The organism is Pseudoalteromonas sp. NZS71, from assembly GCF_015864715.1.
Taxonomy (GTDB): domain Bacteria; phylum Pseudomonadota; class Gammaproteobacteria; order Enterobacterales; family Alteromonadaceae; genus Pseudoalteromonas; species Pseudoalteromonas arctica.
On sequence record NZ_JADYWS010000024.1, the window covers coordinates 35,154 to 54,455 of the forward strand.

15 protein-coding genes are annotated in these 19,302 nt (G+C 39.6%); 9 read left to right on the forward strand and 6 right to left on the reverse strand.

Annotated elements, in window-relative coordinates; genetic code table 11:
• Window positions 1–479: 479 nt before the first annotated feature.
• A complete protein-coding gene (locus I6E85_RS15460) occupies window positions 480–1,004 on the reverse strand; it encodes a hypothetical protein (protein ID WP_197237115.1) in 525 nt (174 codons plus the stop codon).
• Window positions 1,005–1,153: 149 nt separating this feature from the next.
• Between I6E85_RS15460 and I6E85_RS15465 the strand changes: the two genes are divergently transcribed.
• Together I6E85_RS15465 and I6E85_RS15470 are read left to right on the forward strand one after the other, a co-directional pair.
• Window positions 1,154–5,176 carry a rhombosortase-dependent M36 family metallopeptidase gene (locus I6E85_RS15465; RefSeq protein WP_197237116.1) on the forward strand — a complete coding sequence of 1,341 codons (4,023 nt, stop codon included), beginning with the start codon at window positions 1,154–1,156 and terminating at the stop codon, window positions 5,174–5,176.
• 459 nt (window positions 5,177–5,635) lie between these two features.
• Complete coding sequence (locus I6E85_RS15470; protein WP_197237117.1) at window positions 5,636–7,159, forward strand: sensor domain-containing diguanylate cyclase; 1,524 nt, start codon at window positions 5,636–5,638, stop codon at window positions 7,157–7,159.
• A 676-nt stretch (window positions 7,160–7,835) separates the two neighbouring features.
• Here the strand turns inward: I6E85_RS15470 and I6E85_RS15475 are convergent.
• A complete protein-coding gene (locus I6E85_RS15475) occupies window positions 7,836–9,917 on the reverse strand; it encodes a TonB-dependent hemoglobin/transferrin/lactoferrin family receptor (protein ID WP_024591572.1) in 2,082 nt (693 codons plus the stop codon).
• Window positions 9,918–10,057: 140 nt separating this feature from the next.
• Here I6E85_RS15475 and I6E85_RS15480 point away from each other — a divergent pair, with 140 nt between their 5' ends.
• From I6E85_RS15480 to I6E85_RS15495, 4 genes are read left to right on the forward strand one after another with little or no spacing between them, the layout of a single operon-like run.
• Window positions 10,058–10,867 (forward strand): hemin ABC transporter substrate-binding protein, encoded by an 810-nt coding sequence (locus I6E85_RS15480; RefSeq protein ID WP_024591573.1) that lies wholly within the window; start codon window positions 10,058–10,060, stop codon window positions 10,865–10,867.
• Complete coding sequence (locus I6E85_RS15485) at window positions 10,864–11,916, forward strand: iron ABC transporter permease (RefSeq protein WP_197237118.1); 1,053 nt, start codon at window positions 10,864–10,866, stop codon at window positions 11,914–11,916. Before I6E85_RS15480 ends, I6E85_RS15485 begins: the two co-directional genes overlap by 4 nt.
• The gene (locus I6E85_RS15490; RefSeq protein WP_010552894.1) at window positions 11,913–12,701 is read left to right on the forward strand and encodes an ATP-binding cassette domain-containing protein; all 789 of its coding nucleotides are present in this window, start codon (window positions 11,913–11,915) and stop codon (window positions 12,699–12,701) included. The genes I6E85_RS15485 and I6E85_RS15490 overlap by 4 nt, the downstream gene beginning before the upstream one ends.
• Complete coding sequence (locus I6E85_RS15495) at window positions 12,698–13,417, forward strand: HugZ family protein (protein WP_197237119.1); 720 nt, start codon at window positions 12,698–12,700, stop codon at window positions 13,415–13,417. The genes I6E85_RS15490 and I6E85_RS15495 overlap by 4 nt, the downstream gene beginning before the upstream one ends.
• A 66-nt stretch (window positions 13,418–13,483) precedes the next feature.
• On the opposite strand, the gene I6E85_RS15500 is transcribed toward I6E85_RS15495, so the two are convergent.
• On the reverse strand, window positions 13,484–14,416 hold the full coding sequence (locus tag I6E85_RS15500) for a ChaN family lipoprotein (protein ID WP_197237120.1): 933 nt from the start codon (window positions 14,414–14,416) through the stop codon (window positions 13,484–13,486).
• A gap of 281 nt (window positions 14,417–14,697) precedes the next feature.
• On the opposite strand from I6E85_RS15500, the gene I6E85_RS15505 reads away from it, so the two are divergent.
• On the forward strand, window positions 14,698–15,498 hold the full coding sequence (locus I6E85_RS15505) for a TIR domain-containing protein (protein WP_024591578.1): 801 nt from the start codon (window positions 14,698–14,700) through the stop codon (window positions 15,496–15,498).
• Between the two features lie 56 nt (window positions 15,499–15,554).
• Complete coding sequence (locus I6E85_RS15510; RefSeq protein ID WP_024591579.1) at window positions 15,555–15,935, forward strand: hypothetical protein; 381 nt, start codon at window positions 15,555–15,557, stop codon at window positions 15,933–15,935.
• A 226-nt stretch (window positions 15,936–16,161) separates the two neighbouring features.
• Here the strand turns inward: I6E85_RS15510 and I6E85_RS15515 are convergent, their stop codons facing one another.
• A complete protein-coding gene (locus I6E85_RS15515) occupies window positions 16,162–16,662 on the reverse strand; it encodes a lactoylglutathione lyase family protein (RefSeq protein WP_007583656.1) in 501 nt (166 codons plus the stop codon).
• A gap of 102 nt (window positions 16,663–16,764) precedes the next feature.
• Here I6E85_RS15515 and I6E85_RS15520 point away from each other — a divergent pair, with 102 nt between their 5' ends.
• Window positions 16,765–17,640 (forward strand): LysR family transcriptional regulator, encoded by an 876-nt coding sequence (locus I6E85_RS15520; protein WP_197116924.1) that lies wholly within the window; start codon window positions 16,765–16,767, stop codon window positions 17,638–17,640.
• A gap of 61 nt (window positions 17,641–17,701) precedes the next feature.
• Here I6E85_RS15520 and I6E85_RS15525 read toward each other — a convergent pair whose 3' ends face one another.
• Window positions 17,702–18,379 carry a haloacid dehalogenase type II gene (locus tag I6E85_RS15525; protein WP_002959247.1) on the reverse strand — a complete coding sequence of 226 codons (678 nt, stop codon included), beginning with the start codon at window positions 18,377–18,379 and terminating at the stop codon, window positions 17,702–17,704.
• Between the two features lie 80 nt (window positions 18,380–18,459).
• Window positions 18,460–19,236, reverse strand: a complete 777-nt coding sequence (locus tag I6E85_RS15530; RefSeq protein ID WP_024609280.1) for a class III extradiol ring-cleavage dioxygenase — start codon at window positions 19,234–19,236, stop codon at window positions 18,460–18,462.
• Window positions 19,237–19,302 lie beyond the last annotated feature (66 nt).

Genomic DNA, 19,302 nt, shown 5'->3' on the forward strand with positions numbered 1-19,302 from the left:
ATAGCCTTAATCTTCGATTTCTTATTTTTCATTTAACGATTACAGCCTTTATTAGTACTTTAGTAAGTCGCTTTTATTCTACCTACCAAGCACAAAAGGAGCAGTTAAAAACGTACACTAAAAATAACTATGCCTACGCTAATAAACTAGCATCAACAACTTATACTCTTTAGAATCAGCAATGCAATAACCTGCCTATTCAACTAAAAATCATCTTGAAAAGACAATATTGTGGCGCGTTTAGGTAGAGAAGAGTTTGTATTTTTTACCTAATAACAGCAAAGTGCGCGCAAACATAGCAGAGCGATTACGTCAAACCGTTGAGTCTATAAATACGTAAACTATTGAATTTATAATAATTCCTATTGGCATTGCAACTTGGTCTGAGCGTAGTAACGAAATAGACCAAGTTTACAAATGTGCTGACAAAGCACTTTACCATGTTAATAATATGGTAGTGATAAGTGCATTGTTACTGATTAAAAGTGTGTTTCGATAGGTGAGTAATCAATTGCAACTTCTACATTGCTCACTGAGCTGTAATTGTTTAGAGCTTTAGATAATCCTGCAATATCAACATCCTTTTCAACAAGTAATGTGTAATTGTGAGCTGTCGACTTGACTAACTCATAATTATTTTTTAACTCATCAGGCAAAGAATCGGTATTTAATGTAATGGTAAGAGTACCTGTTACTACACCTTTTTGCTTTAAGTTCTGATTATAAATAACGTCGCCTTTAAATAACTGCTCAGAGTTAAAAATAAGCTTATCACCAGATGAATTTATGCTTTTAGATGCTTTTTTCATAATACTTTGACTGCTTTCTTTTTTAGGAAAAATAGTGTCAGTTTTCTGGTTCTTAGATGGTTCTTTTATAATGATTTCTGCTGTTTTAGGTAGCGTCTGAGAGTTGTTAACCTCTGTTTTTTCACTGTTATTACATGCAGATAGTAATAAAGCTGCAATTATTGGCACTGAGCTTGTAAAAATTATTTTTTGCATTCGTTTACCTTTGTTTACTTTTCTCTAAATTTAAAGCTATTCAGCTTCATTCAAGTATGTATATTAACAACTTAACTATGCGTTTACATAAAATAATCAATTAAAAAACATTAAGTGTTTTAATATAATAAATACAAACAGGTGGATACATGTCTCAATTTAAATTAACAACTATTGCCATAGTTGTAGCATCAACATTAGCAGCAGGTGAGCTAACGGCCGCTGAACAAACTCGATTTTATGATGTAAGTGCTACAAATGCAGTTACTCAGGGTACTTCTTTAGCTGCTGTTCAGCAGAGAACCTTAGCCGAACGCGCCACTGTATCGGGTCAAAAATCTATTTACGATGCACAAATGGGTAAAGCAACATTTTTATGGCAAGCAATAGGTCAGCGTAAGCCTGACATGGCTTTAATCGCAGCTGATAACCGTAATCAATATGCTGCTGACTTTTATATTGAAACTTTAACAGGTATTAGTAACCGTAAAGCAACAGCATCTTCTGCTGTTATGGTTGATTTATCAGAGCAAAAACGTGGTTCTATTAGTGCTAAATATAAACAACAAGTAAACGGTGTAGAAGTTTTTAACCGCGAATACAACTTGTTAATGGATAAAGAGTACAACCTAGTAGCAAGCTCGGGTTATTTTGCTGATACGTCGTCATCTAAAAATAAACTTGCTGCATTAACGGGTTTTGTAAGCTCTGAGCAAAGTATAAAAAAAGCATTTAGTGAATTAGCAAATATTAATGTCTCACTTCGTAAAATTGGTAATGAAGGTGGATATGCAAAATATGAGGCTAAATCATTAGATGACTCTAAGATTGTTTTAGGTACACCACGTGCAAAAGAAGTGTTTTTTGAAGTTGCAGGTGAGCTTAAATCTGCTTACTACATTGAAGTAGAAGTAGCAGAAGTTGGCTCTTTAGAAAGTGACTACTTTAGTTATGTAGTAGATTCGAATAACAGCAAAGTATATTTTGCGAAAGATTTGAAATCTCATGCAGCTGACTTTAATTACCGTGTTTACGCTAACCAAGATGGCTACCCAATGGAAAGCCCGCACGGTGACGTAATTCCTGCAGATGGCCCAGGGCAAGTAGACGAGACTGAGATTTTAGACGCGCCAATGGTATCTCTATCTTACTACAGTAAACTAAGCACAATGGACCCATGGTTAGCTGATGATGCAACGACAACATCAGGTAATAACGTATTTGCTTACGCAGATGTGGTTGCACCTCAAGACTTTAGTGAAGGTGACTTTACCGCTGAAACAACAGCAGACTTCACATTTGACTACCCTTATAAAGTAGATGAAGTTGCAAATAGCTACGCAAACCGTAAAGCGGCTATTGTTAACTTGTTTTATATGAATAACTTTTTACATGATTTTTTCTATGATCATGGTTTTGATGAAACGTCAAATGTAGCTCAAGTATCTAACTTTGGTCGTGGCGGCGTAGAAGGTGACCCGATTGAAGCACAGGCTCAAGATAACTCAGGTCGTAATAACGCAAATATGTCTACGCCAGCTGATGGTGCTAGCCCACGTATGCAAATGTACTTGTACAACAGTAAAGATGCCGTTGTTGGTGTAGATTTTGGTATTACAGTAACTTCACATGACTCTTTAGGCCTTTTAGCTTCAACAAAAGAATCTGGCTTTGGTAAATACCAATTCAGTGATGTGGCTGCAGAAGTTGTTCGTTTAGATGATGGAAATACAGTAGATTCAACAAGTGTGAATGATGGTTGTGAGCCTGCTATAAATGCAGCTGAACTAGCGGGTAAAATTGCAATTGTAGACCGTGGCTCATGCTCATTTACAATTAAAGTAAAAAATGCACAAGATGCAGGTGCAATAGCAACTATCGTTGTTAATAATGACCCAGATACGGCAGAACCGGCACCAATGGGCGGTGAAGACGATACTGTAACTATTCCAAATATGGGTTTAAATTACGCTGATGGTCATGCAATGTATGACCTAATTGATGCTCGTGAAGTTGTTACTGTAAACATGTTTACCAAAGCAACATTAAAAGATGGTACGTTTGATAATGGTATTATTGCTCATGAATGGGGTCACTACATTAGTAACCGCTTAGTCGGTAATTCATCAGGCCTTATTAACTTCCAAGGCCGCGCAATGGGCGAAGGCTGGGGCGATTTCCACTCATTAATGTTTATCGCTAAAGAAAGCGATATAAATATCACAGGTAACGATAAGTTCCAAAAAGCATATGGTAGCGGCACATTTGTAGAAGACTTCTACTTCGGTATTCGTCGTCTTCCTTATTCAACTGATACAGATGTAAATGCATTATCGTTCCGACATATTACTGAAAATGCTGGTGCTGATATTGGTATTTCACCAACAAGCGTGGCTTCTCCTCATGCTGCCGGCGAAATTTGGGCAACTGTATTATGGGAAAACTACGTAACGCTTATTAACGAGCATGGCTTTAATGAAGCACAAACTCGAATGGCAGATTACTTAGTTGCAGGTTACAAATTAACACCTATAGCACCAACCTACACTGAAGCACGTGATGCTATTTTAGCTGCTGCCTATGCAGTAGACCCTGCTGATTACAAGTTAATGGTAGGCGCATTTGCTAAACGTGGTATGGGTCTTGGCGCAGTATCGCCAGATCGTTTCAGTGAAGACCTTACTGGTGTAGTTGAATCAGATAAAACACAGCTTTCTAGCTATGCTTTTGCAAGTGCTGACTTAAACAACATGTACAATGGTACAGAGCTTGGTTTTTGTACTAACGACAATATTTTAGATAAAGGCGAAACGAGTACGGTTAGCGTAACAATTACTAACCGTGGTAGTGAAGTACTTAGTGGTACAACAGCACAACTGACAGTTATAAGCGATCATGATGTAACATTTGAAAATGATGGGCTACTTACTTTTGGTGAAGTTCAACCGTACGAAGCAATAACTAGTAACGATATTAAAGTTACTTTGAACGAAGCGGGTACAGCTGAAACACTAGAAATTGAAGTCACATTCCCTGAAATTGAAACGGATGATGATATCGTTGAAGCGCTTGATCAAACACTTACGTTTGAAGTAAATATGGGCTTTAAATCAGAAACGCCTGTTGGAGCTGCAGTTTCAGATGATATGGAAGTAGCAAGTTCATCACTATTAGATTTAAAAGAAAACGTAATGTTTGGTGGTGATTTAGCTGCTGGCACTCAAGTAATGGATAATAGTAGTAATATTGCATTCTTTGAACAAGGTGGCTTTGGGCTAGGCACACAAGCAATGCGCCTTGTAAATAATGGCTTCCAATCGGATGTAGCAGTAGAGAGCAAGTCATTCGAAGTCGGTTACTCTGGCGACTTTGAAATTTCATTCTGGCATTTCTATAGTATCGAGGAAAACTGGGATGGTGGTGTTGTAGAAGTTAGTGTTAATGGTGGTGACTGGGTTGATGCTACTGAAATTGGCGGCACATTTGATGTTGGCTATGACGCTATTCTAATCGAAAACGATTCTCAAGAGCTTCAAGAACGTGAAACATACACAGGTAATAACGTACAAGATAGTGGCGCGTATGGTAATTATGAAACTATCAACTTTGGTGATGCTCTAAACGGCAACTTAGTAAAAGTACGTTTTAGAATTTCATCAGATGGCGCAGTAAGTGATTTAGGTTGGTGGATTGATAACCTAACTATGTCTAACGTTTTATCTCCTGTATTTTCAGAACTTGTAGCGGGTGATTCACTAGCATGTGATAACGCAGCTCCACTTGTTTTAGTCGAAAGCGCTTCAGCGGAAATCACTGAATCTGCTACAGGAACAATTACAGCAACAGCGTCAGATCGCAATGGTCAAACACTAACTTATGCTTGGACTCAGGTTAGCGGTAGTGATGCTACGCTCACTGGTACTGATACAGCAACTTTGAGCTTCACACCTGCAGCTATTACTGCAGATGAAGAGCTTGTTTTTGAAGTTGCCGTAAGTGATGGTGTAACAACTGTGACTCAACAAAGTACTGTAATGGTAAAAAATGAAGCGGTAGCAACAGTGCCTGTAACAGAAGCAAAATCTAGCGGTGGTGGTAGTTTTGGCTTTATAGCTTTATTACTTACTCCATTAGTATGGTTTAATAGACGTCGTAAAAACGTTAGTAAATAAGTTTAAATAACATCCCGTCGTCTCTAAACACATGACGGCTTTAATGAAAGGCCAGTAGCTTTTGCTTCTGGCCTTTTTTATAAACTTAGTGTGATGTTTTTAGTCCTGACCTCATATTAACTTTTTCATGGCCATACACTTTGACTTATCTATTAGTCATATTGCCTTTTTATACGACATCAACAACTTATATCTTAAAGCTTAATAAATAACCTCGGGGCGTTCACTTAGTTGGCTAGAGTTTTACTGATTAAAGGATAAAAAATGGCAATGCTGGAATATATTATTTATCACGCCATACCCTAACGCATAGTCGCTAAATTGAACAAACCAACTTAATTAAAAACACTTAAACGGGTATAATACCTAACTTCGTATAATACGCGCTGAATTTGAGTGCTTTGGAATGCAGCTTTGCTATATAAATTACTACCCGCTTTAAATTTAAGATTTCTTATATTGCTACTCGCATTCTCTGCAGCACTGAGCACATTGGTAGGGAGTTTTTATTCTACCTATCAGGTTCAAAAAGAGCAGTTAACATCATATACGCTAAAAAGTAATTTAGCCTATGCACAAAAATTAGCCTCCGCAACTGATAACTTTTTAAAGTCTGCGCTTCAGCAGCTTGAATACTCAGCTAAAATTATTGAGCAATCACCAAATAACTCCAAATTATTAAACGATGAAGCCATTCGTTTAAATCATCAAACGGATAGCTTTAACTCTGTTGTGATTAATTTACATGGCGTAGTTGCAGCGACGTCGCCTCACTTTGAAAGTTTAATAGGCCAAAAAATACAGTCTCCAGGAGCAATAGAAGCACTAAAAGAAAAACGCCCATTAATTAGTGAGCCTTATTTATCGGCAGCTGATAATTTAATTGTTTTTATATCGCACCCGCTATTTGATTCTGAAGATAAGTATTTAGGTTATATTGGGGGCTCTCTTTATTTAAAAGAGAAAAATATTTTAAATGAGCTTTTAGAACAACATTACTACAAAGGTGGTTCGTACCTTTATGTTGTTAGCTCAAATAAGCGCATTTTATATCACCCAGAACCTGCCAGAATCGGCAACGTTATTGCTAACAATGCTGTGATTGACGCTGTTATAGATGGCGAAATAGGCACCTCAACGGTTATTAATAGCTTAAATAAGCCGATGCTCGCAGGCTACGCACCCATTACTTTATCTAAATGGGGAATAGTGGCGCAAAGACCATTAGAATCAACGCTCTCTTCGCTAGATACATTAACTATTGAAGTCATTGAACAAACAATACCTATGGCATTAGTCACATTTATTTTTATTGGTTTATTTGCACACTTTATAGCAAGGCCGCTAAAGCGCTTAGCCGATAACGCAAATACACTCGACGATCCTTCAAGCTTAGAAAAGCTTAAAAATGTGAAGTCGTGGTATTTTGAAAGTCAAAAACTAAAATTAGCAATGTTAAGAGAAGTAACTTTATTACAAGCTAAAATTGGTGTGTTACGCCATGACTCACAAACAGATCCCTTAACAGATACGCATAACAGAAGAAGCTTAAACGGCTTACTTAACCAGCTTATGCTAAAGCAAACCCCGTTCGCTATATTAGAAATTGATATCGACTTTTTTAAACGTGTTAACGATACTTTTGGGCATGACAAAGGTGACGAAACTTTAGTTTCGCTAACCAATATAATTAAAAAACTATCAAGAAGAGACGACATAGTATCAAGAATCGGCGGTGAAGAATTTGTTCTTGTGCTACCAAATGAAAACAGCCAAAGTGCCTATAAAATAGCAGAGCGTTTACGTAAAACAGTAGAATCGACAGAAATAAACACCATTGGAACAATCACTATTTCTATAGGTATTGCAACCTGGCCTGAGCATAGTACTGATATTGCCCAAGTATATAAATGTGCCGATAAGGCGCTATACCATGCTAAAGAGCATGGTCGTAACCGATGCGTAGTGGCCGATATTAGCTAACCACAGCTTTGTTAAGTAATACTCTGTATTACCTTAAATTGATAAATACTTTACACAGAGTGCATGAGTTTATTAAGCCAGCCATCTGCTTTTGATGGCTTGTAAATCATTGCTATGCCTTTGCTATAGTGACTGTTAACCCCCTTTACAGTTATTTTGTAAGCCCTAAATCGTCAATAACAAAATTTGGTAAATACGCTAATCCCAAAGCAGTTTTACTACCAAACTAACCTTTTAAAATCCGTTATATGTTGAAAAGCAAACGACAAATAAAACACAAAAAATGCATTTTCATTAGTAAAACTAACGCAGCAACAAGGCTTGGTAATTCATAAAATACAAAGTAATCGTTAAGCTTAGTGCCGCTTACTAGGGGGAAGTATAACGGGTAATTAGAGTGCGACAGCGCAATAAATACAACGCTTGCAAGTAAGCTAACGGCATGTTTTAAAAACGCCCCCAGCTATTTAGAAACCCAAGACTTTGCGATTAATTAATTTATAAATAACGGCGATTTTGGCTTTAAAAGTGCTGTTTATATTAAGTGTTAATGGGCATTAAGTATGTAGAGGTGTACCTGAATATACTCACCATTAAGTAATTTGACTTGGGTAAATATGTGGCAGGCAAACGCTGCATACCCATGCAGCGTTTATTGCCATTTGTTTAGCCCTAATTAAAACTGATAGCTTACCCTTGCTGAAAAGTTACGCCCAGGTTGGGTGTATTGGCTAAAATCAGCACTTTGCGATTGACCTGCAATCAACTCAAAAGGTACATATTCTTTATCGAGCAAGTTAAGTACACCTACATTTAGCTGCCACGCTTGCCATTCGTAGTTTGCGTATAAATCAACAACGCCGTAGCCATACCCTTGCGTAGTTTTATCATCGTTTGCATCAAGTACTACATCCGATTGCGATTTAGCTAAACGCAACGCAGCGGTCCAGTTAATATTACCCAGCTCTGTACTTAACAATATTGAGCCATTTAACGGGCTAATGCTGGTAAGTGGCTGATCGGTTTCTTTATTTTCACCATCAACGTAGGCCACATTTGCCTCAAGCAGAATATTTTCAGCAACATACACGGCAATCCCTGCTTCTACACCGCTTATTTGTGTTTCGCTAATATTTTGATACTGATACAGAGTTTTGTTTACATTAGGAATGTACGTTGGCTCAACACCTACTACGGCGGTTTCAATAAAGTCATCGAATGCTGCATAAAAAGCACTTAAATTTACGCTAATATCGCTGCTTGCGTACCTAAGCCCAAGCTCAAATGAGTCGCTGCTTTCTGGGTCTAAATCGGCATTTGGTAGTATTTGATAAAACGGTTCAACGCCGTGGCTTTGATAGGCTTGGTCGTGTGGTGGTATTTTAAAGCCTCGTACGTATTGCCCATACCACGATAAGTTATCATCCACTTGATATATAACACCTAGCTTAGGCGAAAAAGCAGATTCGGTAATATCATCAAGCTGCGCATCGGCATATAGCTCATCACTTTTAGCTTCTAGGGTGTAGTAATCATATCGCACGCCTGCAATAACCGACCATGCGCTGTTTTTAAACGAAATACTGTCTTGCACATAAGCGCCAATTAAAGAGGTATCAGCACCCGGAAACGCTTTTTGTTTTTGGTCTGTAAAATCAACGGTGCCATCAGCTAAAGCACGCGTTTTTAAACGTGGCCGAGTGGTGTCGTATAAATCGATATCAATCCCGTATACCACTTCGTGATCGGCACTCTCTGCGTTAAATCCTTTATTAAATACCGCTTTTAAACCTAAAATATTTTGCTCAAAGCGATAGTCGTTATAATCGGTGTAGGTGCTTGCTGCACTTATTGCATCACTTTGTTGCTCGTAACTACTATAAGACACTTGCCCGTACCATTTATCAAACGCAGCTGTAGCTACCTCTGAATGGTAATCTAGCGCCAGTGACCAACTAGTGTCGTCTTCCTCGGTTTCTTGAACCGCGGGGGTTATTACTTGCTCAGTCGTTTGATTAAAATAATCAAGGGTGTATTTAAGTGTGCGTTTTTCATCAAGCTGTTGTTCAAATTTAACTAATAAAGCGTCCGACTTTGCATCATAACCGGGTAAGTTTTCGTCGTAGTTTTGTACTTCTTCGCTGTCGCGATGGCTATAAACTGCGCTTACTGCAAAGTCGCCTAAGTCTTTTGCACCGGTAATATCAGCAGCAATTTGGTTACTTTGACCTTGATACCCCAGTGCCATTTTTACATAGCTGCTGTTATCTTTTAGATAATCGCTTGGATCTTTCGTGGTTATAACCACAATGCCACCGAGTGCGTCAGAGCCATATAAAGACGATGCAGCACCTTTGGCTACTTCTACTTGTTTTACGCCTGCTACATCAAAGTAATTGCGGCCAACTAAATAGCCCCCTCCGCCTGCATAACCATCGTTGGTGCGTCGGCCATCTTTTATAAATACAACACGGTTACCACCAACACCACGTACAGTAAGTGTTTGCGCGCCTGCACCACTGCCTGTGGTTGCAATGCTTGAATCGTATTTAAACATGGTTTGTAAATCTACAGCTAGCTGGCGCTCTATATCTTGCTCGGTAATAACCGTTACTGAGCCTGTTACATCTTTAAGCTTTTGTTCAAAGCGCGAGCCACTCACAACAATATGATCGTCAATTATGTTTTCGGCAAATGCAGTGTCCGATCCGAGTAATAAGGTTGCTATAGCAGTAAATTTAAATGTAGAGGGGTTCACTTTAACTCCAAATGATAATAGTTATTATTTATGGCGAGGATGTTACAACTAAGTCAAATTAAGATCAATTAATTATGATAATCATTTTCATTTAGATTTAACTGGTTATAATAGCCGAAAAATAAAAGCCGGAGTTTGTAATGAAATACCTATTTATATTGTTTGCTTTAGTCACTCAACCTGTACTTGCACAGGAGCGCGTTATTAGTGCTGGCGGTACCCTTACAGAAATAATTTATGCGCTGGGCAAACAAAGTACCCTTGTAGCGGTTGATCAATCTAGTATGTACCCGCAGCAAGCTACGCAATTACCACAAGTGGGTTATTACCGCGATTTAGCGGCAGAAGGCGTACTTTCAATGCGCCCAACCACCTTGTTAGCGCTTGAAGGCGCAGGGCGAAGCCAAGCACTTAAACAAATTGAGGCAACTGGGATTAAACTAATTCATTATAAAAAACCCACCTCAGTTAATGAGCTACTTGAGCTAATTAAACGCCTTGGTACCGATTTAAACGCCAAGCAAAAAGCGCAATCGCTTATTACGCACATTACAGACTCATTACCTGAAAAAGCAAAACAACAAACGCACAGTGCACTATTTTTACTCTCAGCTAATGAGCGCGGGCTTGTTGCCGCAGGGCAAGAAACCGTCCCTAATTTATTATTTAGCTATGCGGGCATTACTAATATAGGCGCTACACATTCAGGCTTTAAAGTAATTAATACCGAAGTACTTGCTGTAAATCAGCCTGACTTTTTAGTTGCGCCAAAGCATGTTGTACAAAGCATTGGCGGCAAGCAGGCTTTTTGTAAGCAACCGAACCTACGCTTATTAAAAGCTGCGCAAAGCTGTAACTTACTTGTAATGGATAGCCTGCTTTCGCTTGGCATGTCGCCACGTATTGCCACAGCAATTAATGAGCTTAACGAGTATAAAACCCGCTTATGAACACCCTAACATTGAGCCGCTTTGTGCCTATAACACTTAGCCAAACTCATAAATGGATGCTATTAGCCTCTGTTTGTATTTTTGCTTTGGCGCTACTAAGCATTGGGTATGGCCCTGCAGGATGGGATTGGCGTTTAGCTATTGCCTGGCTTGCACCCAAGTACTTTAATCAGTTTGATGCGCTGCAAATTAATGTAGTAATGCAAATACGTTTGCCGCGTTTTGTGCTTGCTGTATTAGTAGGGTTGGTACTTGCCCAAACAGGGGCGGCAACCCAAGCGCTTTGCCGTAACCCGCTGGCAGACCCATCTATTATTGGCATTAGTGCAGGTGCGGCAATGGTTGCAGTGGCGTTTATTGCACTTAGCGCGCAGTTTAATTTTAACGCTCAGTTGTATTTACCTTATGCGTCGTTTTTAGGGGCGCTTGGCGTTACCTCGCTGGTATATTTTATTGCCAAGCAGCAGGGGCAAATTAATATCACCACACTTATATTGGTAGGAGTCGCTATTAACGCGTTAGCATTCGCTGTTATTGGGCTACTGAGTTTTTTTGCCGACGATAGCGCGCTACGATTAATAAATTATTGGACCATGGGCTCATTAGGCGGAGCAAGCTGGAGCACGATTATTCAAGCTGCGCCGTTACTATTTATCAGCCTAATTGGCCTGTGGCGGTTAAAAAAACCCATGAACTTACTCCTTATTGGCGAGTCACAAGCTCAGTACCTAGGAGTAGACACTAATAAGCTTAAATTGTATGTCATTATACTCGTTGCATTAGGGGTAGGTGCGGTTGTAGCGCTTACCGGTTTAATAGGGTTTGTTGGCTTGGTAGTCCCGCATATTGCCCGCTTAATGGTGGGGCCGCATTTACGTAATATGCTGCCGCTTTGTATGCTAATTGGCGTAGTGGTATTGCTACTTTCTGACTGGCTAGCACGTATTGTGATCATGCCATCAGAGCTGCCCATTGGCATTATTACCGCGCTATTGGGTGCGCCATTGTTTATTTATTTAATAGTGAAAAATAAGCGAGGTTGGTCATGATCACGTTTAACAACCTAAGCGTTGGCTTTGATAATCACAGCGTTTTAAACGCTATTAATGGCAGCGCTAAACAAGGGCAACTTGTAGCACTACTTGGTGAAAATGGCGCAGGTAAATCTACCTTGCTGCATACCTTAGCAGGTATGCACGCCTTTACAGGCAGTGTACTTTTTAATGCTAAGCCGCTGGCCTCTCACGCTAAAAAACGCCTAGCCACACAGCGCGCAGTTATGATGCAAGCTAACCACGTAGGGTTTGATTTTAATGTATTTGAGCTTATTGCAATGGGTCGCTATCCGTATGTAGAGTCATTAAAAATGCAAAGCGAAAAAGTACATAAATACGCCGCTATTATGGATTTAAACCAGTATTTAACTCGCCGCGTAAGTGCGCTTTCGGGCGGAGAGCAACAACGAGTGCATATGGCGCGTACTTTAGCGCAGCTCGATGCCTTTACACAATCGGCCGAGCCAAAACTAATGCTACTCGACGAGCCTACATCAGCACTTGATATGCGCCACCAACATGCTTTGCTCAGCTGCGTTAAAACCTTTGTAGAACAAGGCAACAGCGCCATTATTGCAATACACGATCTAAATTTAGCCAGCCTGTATGCAACCGATGCTATTTTACTGCACAACAAAAAAGTGTTGCAAAGTGGGCTTATAAACACCGTATTAACAGAACAAAACTTACAACAAATGTACGCCATGAAACTGCACGTAAATCCTCATCCTTATAACGATGCACCCATGGTTTTTTCTCAACGTCAGGAGTTTTTATGAGAGAGCAAGCATTAAACGATGCACGCACCTTGGTTTACAAAACCAATGCCGGTGTCATGTCGACTATTTCTAATAATTTACGCGGCTACCCGTTTGGCTCAGTAACCCCCTATATGTGCGACGAACAAGGCCGTATTTACTTTTTTATTAGCGATATAGCCCAGCACACTAAAAATCTAAAGCACGACTCTCGTATGAGCCTAACTGTGTTTGATGCCACCGACAGTGGCGATCAAAACGAGCACGGCCGCGTAACGCTCGTAGGTGATGGCTCTGTTGTGCCAAGTGAGCAAGCACACACTTTACTTGATAACTATATTGCCCTATACCCCGAAGCTGCTAGCTATCGCAATGCGCACGACTTTCAATTATGGCAATTAGACGTAATTCGTGTGCGTTACATTGGTGGCTTTGGCAAAATATTTTGGCTTGAGCAAAACGAATGGCAGGATGAGGCAAAAAACTGGGATGAGAACCAGCAGCAAAGCATGATAAGTCACATGAACGATGACCATCAAGATGCTATGTCGCTCATATTAATGCAGCACTACAGCGTAGCTGATAACACCCCAATAATGAGCGGCTTATTACCCACTGGTTTTTATATACAAAGCCAAAAGCGTAATTACTTTATTAATTTTAAAACCCAGTGCAACAGCCCGTTAGAGGTACATAAAGCGCTGGTTGAGCTAACCAACCAAGCCCGAAATAACTAAACTAAATACATGACGACATAGTTAACCTGAGCCCTGGTTAAGAGATTCACTAACTATGTCGTTATTTTATAAGCAAGCTGTTTGCTCGCCTCGTTTGGCTAACGCTTTAAAAGCGGCTTGCTGATGTTCTTTTTGTACATAACGGGGTGGCAAAGGGTTAACTTGCAACTGATATCCTGTTTGGTTAGCTTGCACACTTGTAACCGGCGATATCCACACAACCTTAAGCTCTGGCGCTAAACGCTTAATAACTCGCGCTATACCTTCGCCATTTTTCACATGAAAATCGCCCGCTATATGCATTACCTGCGCATCTTTATGATTATTTAAATAGTTAACGATAGACTCCCCCATGGTTTCATCCCATGTAACTTGCGCAGCATAATAATTCTCGTTTTGACTCGGCGAGCCGTGGTGCATTGAGGTCATAAAACGTTGCTTGTAATCACTGGGAGACGTATCAATAGCGGCTGCAATATAGCTCTGTTGTGTTTCATCAAGCTTATTTAGGTAACTTATGCCTTGCCTGCCAATACAGGTGACTATATTTTTAGGGGCATTTGCAGCTATTACATCACTATTGTTCGTTTTTGCCAGCTCTACCAGCGCACGGTAGTCACTTTTGTAGTTAGGCCACGCTTGGGTGTTATCAATTAAGTATTGCTCACCAATTTCACTCTTAACGTACTGGTTTAAAGTATGCTGATCCGCGCGGCTAAATTGCTCAAGCGACAGGGCTGAGCGTTTATTACTTTTGCTTAATTGCTCAAATAACTCAGCCTGAAATAAATGCACGCCCGGATGTGTATGCAATTCACCCACTAAAACCACATCGGCATTTAATAGCTTGGGCTCTAATAATACAGAGCTAACAGGCTTTGCTTGTGCATTATAAAGCGCAGTGTAATAAAGCGATGAGCTTTTATCAGGCGGCACAGTTGTTGTGCTACAACCACTCAAACCCATAACTAACGCCAGAGTTAACATAGACTTTTTCATACACACCTTCAAAATCCTTTAATGCAAATAATTATCAATATCATATACTTGTAATACCTATTAAGCCAGCCAAACTGCTGCTTACTTACATAATCAAGGAAATGAGCGAAATGCGCATTTGTATGCCTTAACTTTGCTTGTAGATATTAAATAGCTTTTGATAGCAATATCTTAGGTAATTTGTTAAAACTGTGTAAAGTAGAAAATGAGCGTGACAACCGCAGGAATATACGCAAAATTGTTGTGCTTTTAAGTTCTAGATTGAATTATAGGAGATCTAATTGAGTATTGAATTTTTAGAAACGGATTTCGATAAGGTTAGCTACCTTTTGAATTTGCTCACTGCAAGAGCAACTGGACTTGCATCTGACTCAGGTGAATTTGAAGCATTACGCTCTGAATTGCTGAGTAATTCTAATCTTGCACCAATGCTTCCTCAGTGGTTACGACAGCACCGTAATTTAGATTCATTTTGGGGGTTTATTCAGCCAAAATTTAGTAGTTACGTCGAAAGACGTACGTATTTATCTGGTGAGTTCACACAAATATTAGATCAATTGGAGTTCGGGGAACCAACTCAGGGAGTAATGCCAACTACTACAAATACACCAGTGCCTCCAGCTAAAGAAGTTCCTCGTAACAAACGGAAAGTGTTTATTGTTCATGGACATAACAACGAAGTAAAACAAGAAGTAAGTCGCTTTGTCGAGCAACTTGGTTTAGAAGCTATTATCCTGCATGAGCAAGCTAACGCAGGAATGACAATTATTGAAAAAATTGAACATTATTCAAATGATGCTGATTTTGCTCTTGTTTTATATACTCCATGTGATTTAGGGAGAGCTATAACAGAGCCAAACCCTCCAAAAAATAGAGCACGACAAAATGTAGTGTTTGAACATGGTTACCTTATTGCGAAGCTTGGTCGAGAAAATGTCTGCCCTTTAGTTAAAGGGGCTCTTGAAACTCCAAATGATATAAGTGGTGTTTTATATGTCACTATTGATGATCCTGGTGCATGGAAAAACCAAGTAGCAAAAGAGTTAGTTCAATGTGGCTACACTTTAAAATCATTTTTCTAATAAGTATCAAAGACTAACGCTTACACAGGCGCTAGGCACTGGAGAAGGTTTAATAGATGGAACCAAATTATTCAGAATATTCTATTACTGAATTGCAAGAAGCTATCACGTCTATTGATAGGGCTTTGTACCCTGAACGCTTTGAGCTATTAAAAGCCGAACTATTAAATAGAGACGAGGAAGAGCATGATGCTTCTCAATTAGTAAGTCTTTCATCAAAGAACTTACTTATTAAGCTCAGCAATGCATTTTTTGCAATTCCGTTAATGATCTATGTAGGAGTAGATGCACTTAATAGCGGCGAAATACTCTTCAGAAGAGTAGCTATATCAAAAAATGAAAACTTTATATTATTTACATTAAGCGTAATGTTTTGTTTTTTAATCTCAGCGGTACTGACATGTAGCCTGTTTATGGATAAGAGCAAAAGTTCCTGACAAATACATTATGTCGTTCATAAATTCACTAGGACACAGTTCGATTGGTAGTGCTTTTCTGGAGGTTGATAATATTTTCAACTCAGGGCAAAACATGCTGCACAAGCTAAGCAAAAACAAGTTATAGAGAATAAGAAGACGGTGAAGTGTATTTAAAAACTCTATAACTGAAACAAAAAGGCCGCAGTAATAAATACTGCGGTCTTTGTTTTTAGCTAAGTGCTACCTAGTAAGCGCCTGCGCTGTAAATAAGCTCGTAGCTGTGGCTGTAAATCTCAAGGATGTTACCAAACGGGTCTTCCATGTAGATCATGCGGTACGGCTTTTCACCCGGGTAGTAATAACGAGGGGCTTGCATACGTTTTTTACCGCCAGCTTCTACAATACGCTCAGCTAAACCTTCTACATCAGGGTCTTGAACACAAAAATGGAAGATGCCTGTTTTCCAATATTCAAAATTGTCTTTTGGGTTTTCTTGGTTTTTAAATTCGAAAATTTCGACACCAATACGATCCCCTGTAGATAGGTGCGCTATTTTGAATTTTTCCCACTTTTCGCCAAATACTTCTGTACACATTTCGCCAATTGGGCTTTTGTCTTCGGTAATTAAAGTGGGTTCCATTATGGTGTACCAACCCATAACCTTAGTGTAAAACTCGACTGCTTTTTCAACGTCGGGAACCGAAATACCAATGTGCGAAAAACTACGTGGATATGTATGACTCATAATGCTTCCTCTTTAACTTGTGACTAGTTGATGGAGTTAGTTTACGAATCGACCAACATTAAGTAAAATTATCATTAATCATCATTTTGAGTACGTTTTGTAATGATAAATCCAACATGGTTAAATACGTTTTGTACTTTGGTTGAGGTAAATCATTTTACCCAAACAGCTGAGCGCCTTTATATGACCCAATCTGGTGTAAGTCAGCACATTAAAAAGCTAGAGCAACAAGTTAACTGCGCTTTGCTTGAGCGCCATGGTAAGCAGTTTTCTCTTACTCCTCAGGGCCAAAACTTATATCAGCAGGGCAGCCTACTTCTTAAAGATTGGCAGTTTTTAGAACAACAATTAAAAGATGATTCGCCGTACAGCGGAGCGGTAAAGATTCAATCTCCGGGCAGTTGTGGTTTAAAGTTTTATAATCAATTATTAGCACTGCAATCTGAGCATAAAGAACTAATTATTGATTACCGCTTTGCGCCCAATGTAAGTGTTGAACAAGCTGTAGCAAACCATAGTGCCGACATCGGGTTTTTAACTCAAGCTCCAACATTTAGCGAACTAACCAGCCATAAAATAAGCCAAGAGCCACTACTACTTGTAACGCCTGCAGGTATAAACATGCCTAATTGGCAAACCCTGTGTGAGCTAGGGTTTATTGCTCATCCCGATGCAAGCCATCATGCGCAGCTACTACTAAGCGAAAACTACAGTGAGTTTGAGCATATTGACCAAATAAGACGTACGGGATTTTCTAACCAAATTAGTTTAATACTAGAACCAGTAAGTTTAGGGTTGGGCTTTACGGTATTACCTGCTCATGCTGTTGGCGCATTCAATAAGCCCGCGCTTATTAAAACGCATCATTTAGAATGTCCGGTTAGTGAATCTATTTATGTGTGCCATCACCGAAATAGGCCGTTGGCAAAACGTATGAATACAGTGATTGAGCTAATAAAGGCGGGAATAAATAGTTAAAACGTAAACCCCCTTTACACCCACGGCACTTAATACCATAGGCAAAAGGGGGAACAGAAAATTAGTTAACGCTTTCTAATTTTGCTTTTAAATCGAGTAAGTCGGTTGCGATAGTATTTGGCTGTATTTCCCACGGATCGAAAATAGATTCTTTAGATCGTTGAATCCACGCCGCGCGCATGCCGTGCGATATGGCACCGGTTACATCAAACGGGTTACTTGATACAAGCCACGTGTTTGCGCCTGTTGAATTGGTTTCGCGTAAAAAGTGGCTATAAACCCCTGGGTTTGGTTTAAAGGTTTTAACGTCGTCGGCACTTACTACCCCTTCAAAAAGCTCACTAATGCCAGCGGTTTCTAATAAGGTATGAACTGCGTCGGCAGCTCCGTTTGAAAATGCAAACAAACGGTAATCCTTCGCTTTTAATTGCTCAAGGCCTGCTTTTACATCATCGAACGCAGGAAGCGTTTTATAAAGCTCTAGCAGTTGCCCCTTTTGATCTTCACTTAGCTCGGTTTTGTGCGCTAAGCAGGCGTAATCGAGTGCGTGTTTTGTACATAGCGAGAAAGGAATATAATTTTGCATTAATCCACGTCTAAATGAATACTCTAATTGCTTTTCGCGCCATGTATTTGAAAATGCTTGGGCGTTATCGCCAATCATGTCGTCGAGTAAGGACAGTACGCCGTGAGTGTTTATTAGCGTACCGTATACGTCAAATGCAAGTGTAGTTGCCATGTTTGCTCCGCAATAAAATAAATTAAGTTGGTTTTAGAGTACTTGCTTACAGCTTAACTTAATTTGAACGAACGCTCAAATTAATAAAACTTATAAGCATCGAGTGCTAAAATATCCATTTCTATACCTTCATGTATTTTTTTTGCTTTACCGTCACTACTTCCAAGCGCTGCAAAAAGAGGTAAAAAGTGCTCCTGGCTAGGGTGATTAAATAAAGCATGAGGTGCTTCATTTAAATAGTTAAGTAACGCTTGGGTGTTTTGCGCTATTAATTTTTGCTCAACCCAATGAGTAAACTCATTAACCATTTGAACACGATTAGGTGTAGCAGGGCTTTTAAATATTTCACGTAGATTGTGACTAATACCACCGGAGCCAATAATTAATACGTTATCGCTGCGCAGTGGTGCAAGTAACTGTCCGTATTTATACATCGCCTGAGCGCCTAAACGCGTGTTAATAGACACCTGAACAATGGGAATATTAGCTGTTGGGTACATTAAGCGCAGCGGGATCCACACACCATGATCCCACCCTTGATCTGCACTTTTCACCGTTTTAATACCCGCTTTGTAAAAGTACTCACTAATAGTATTAGCAAGCTTAGGGTCTCCTGGTGCTGGGTATTGAATTTCATACAGGGGCTTGGGGAAGTTATAAAAGTCGTGAATAGTATGCGGCGCATCTCCGGATGTAATAACTATATCGTGCGCTTCATCAAAGTGGGCAGAAAACACCACAATAGCACGAGGCTTACTAAGCGTTTGACCTAATGATGCAAGAAAATCTGACGTAGCCGATTGCTGAACAGCCATCATTGGCGAGCCGTGAGATATAAATAAAGCAGGCTGAGTCATACTAAAACCTTAAACAAATAGACGTGTTATAAACACTATATAAGTTTCTATTTTGACGATAAATAT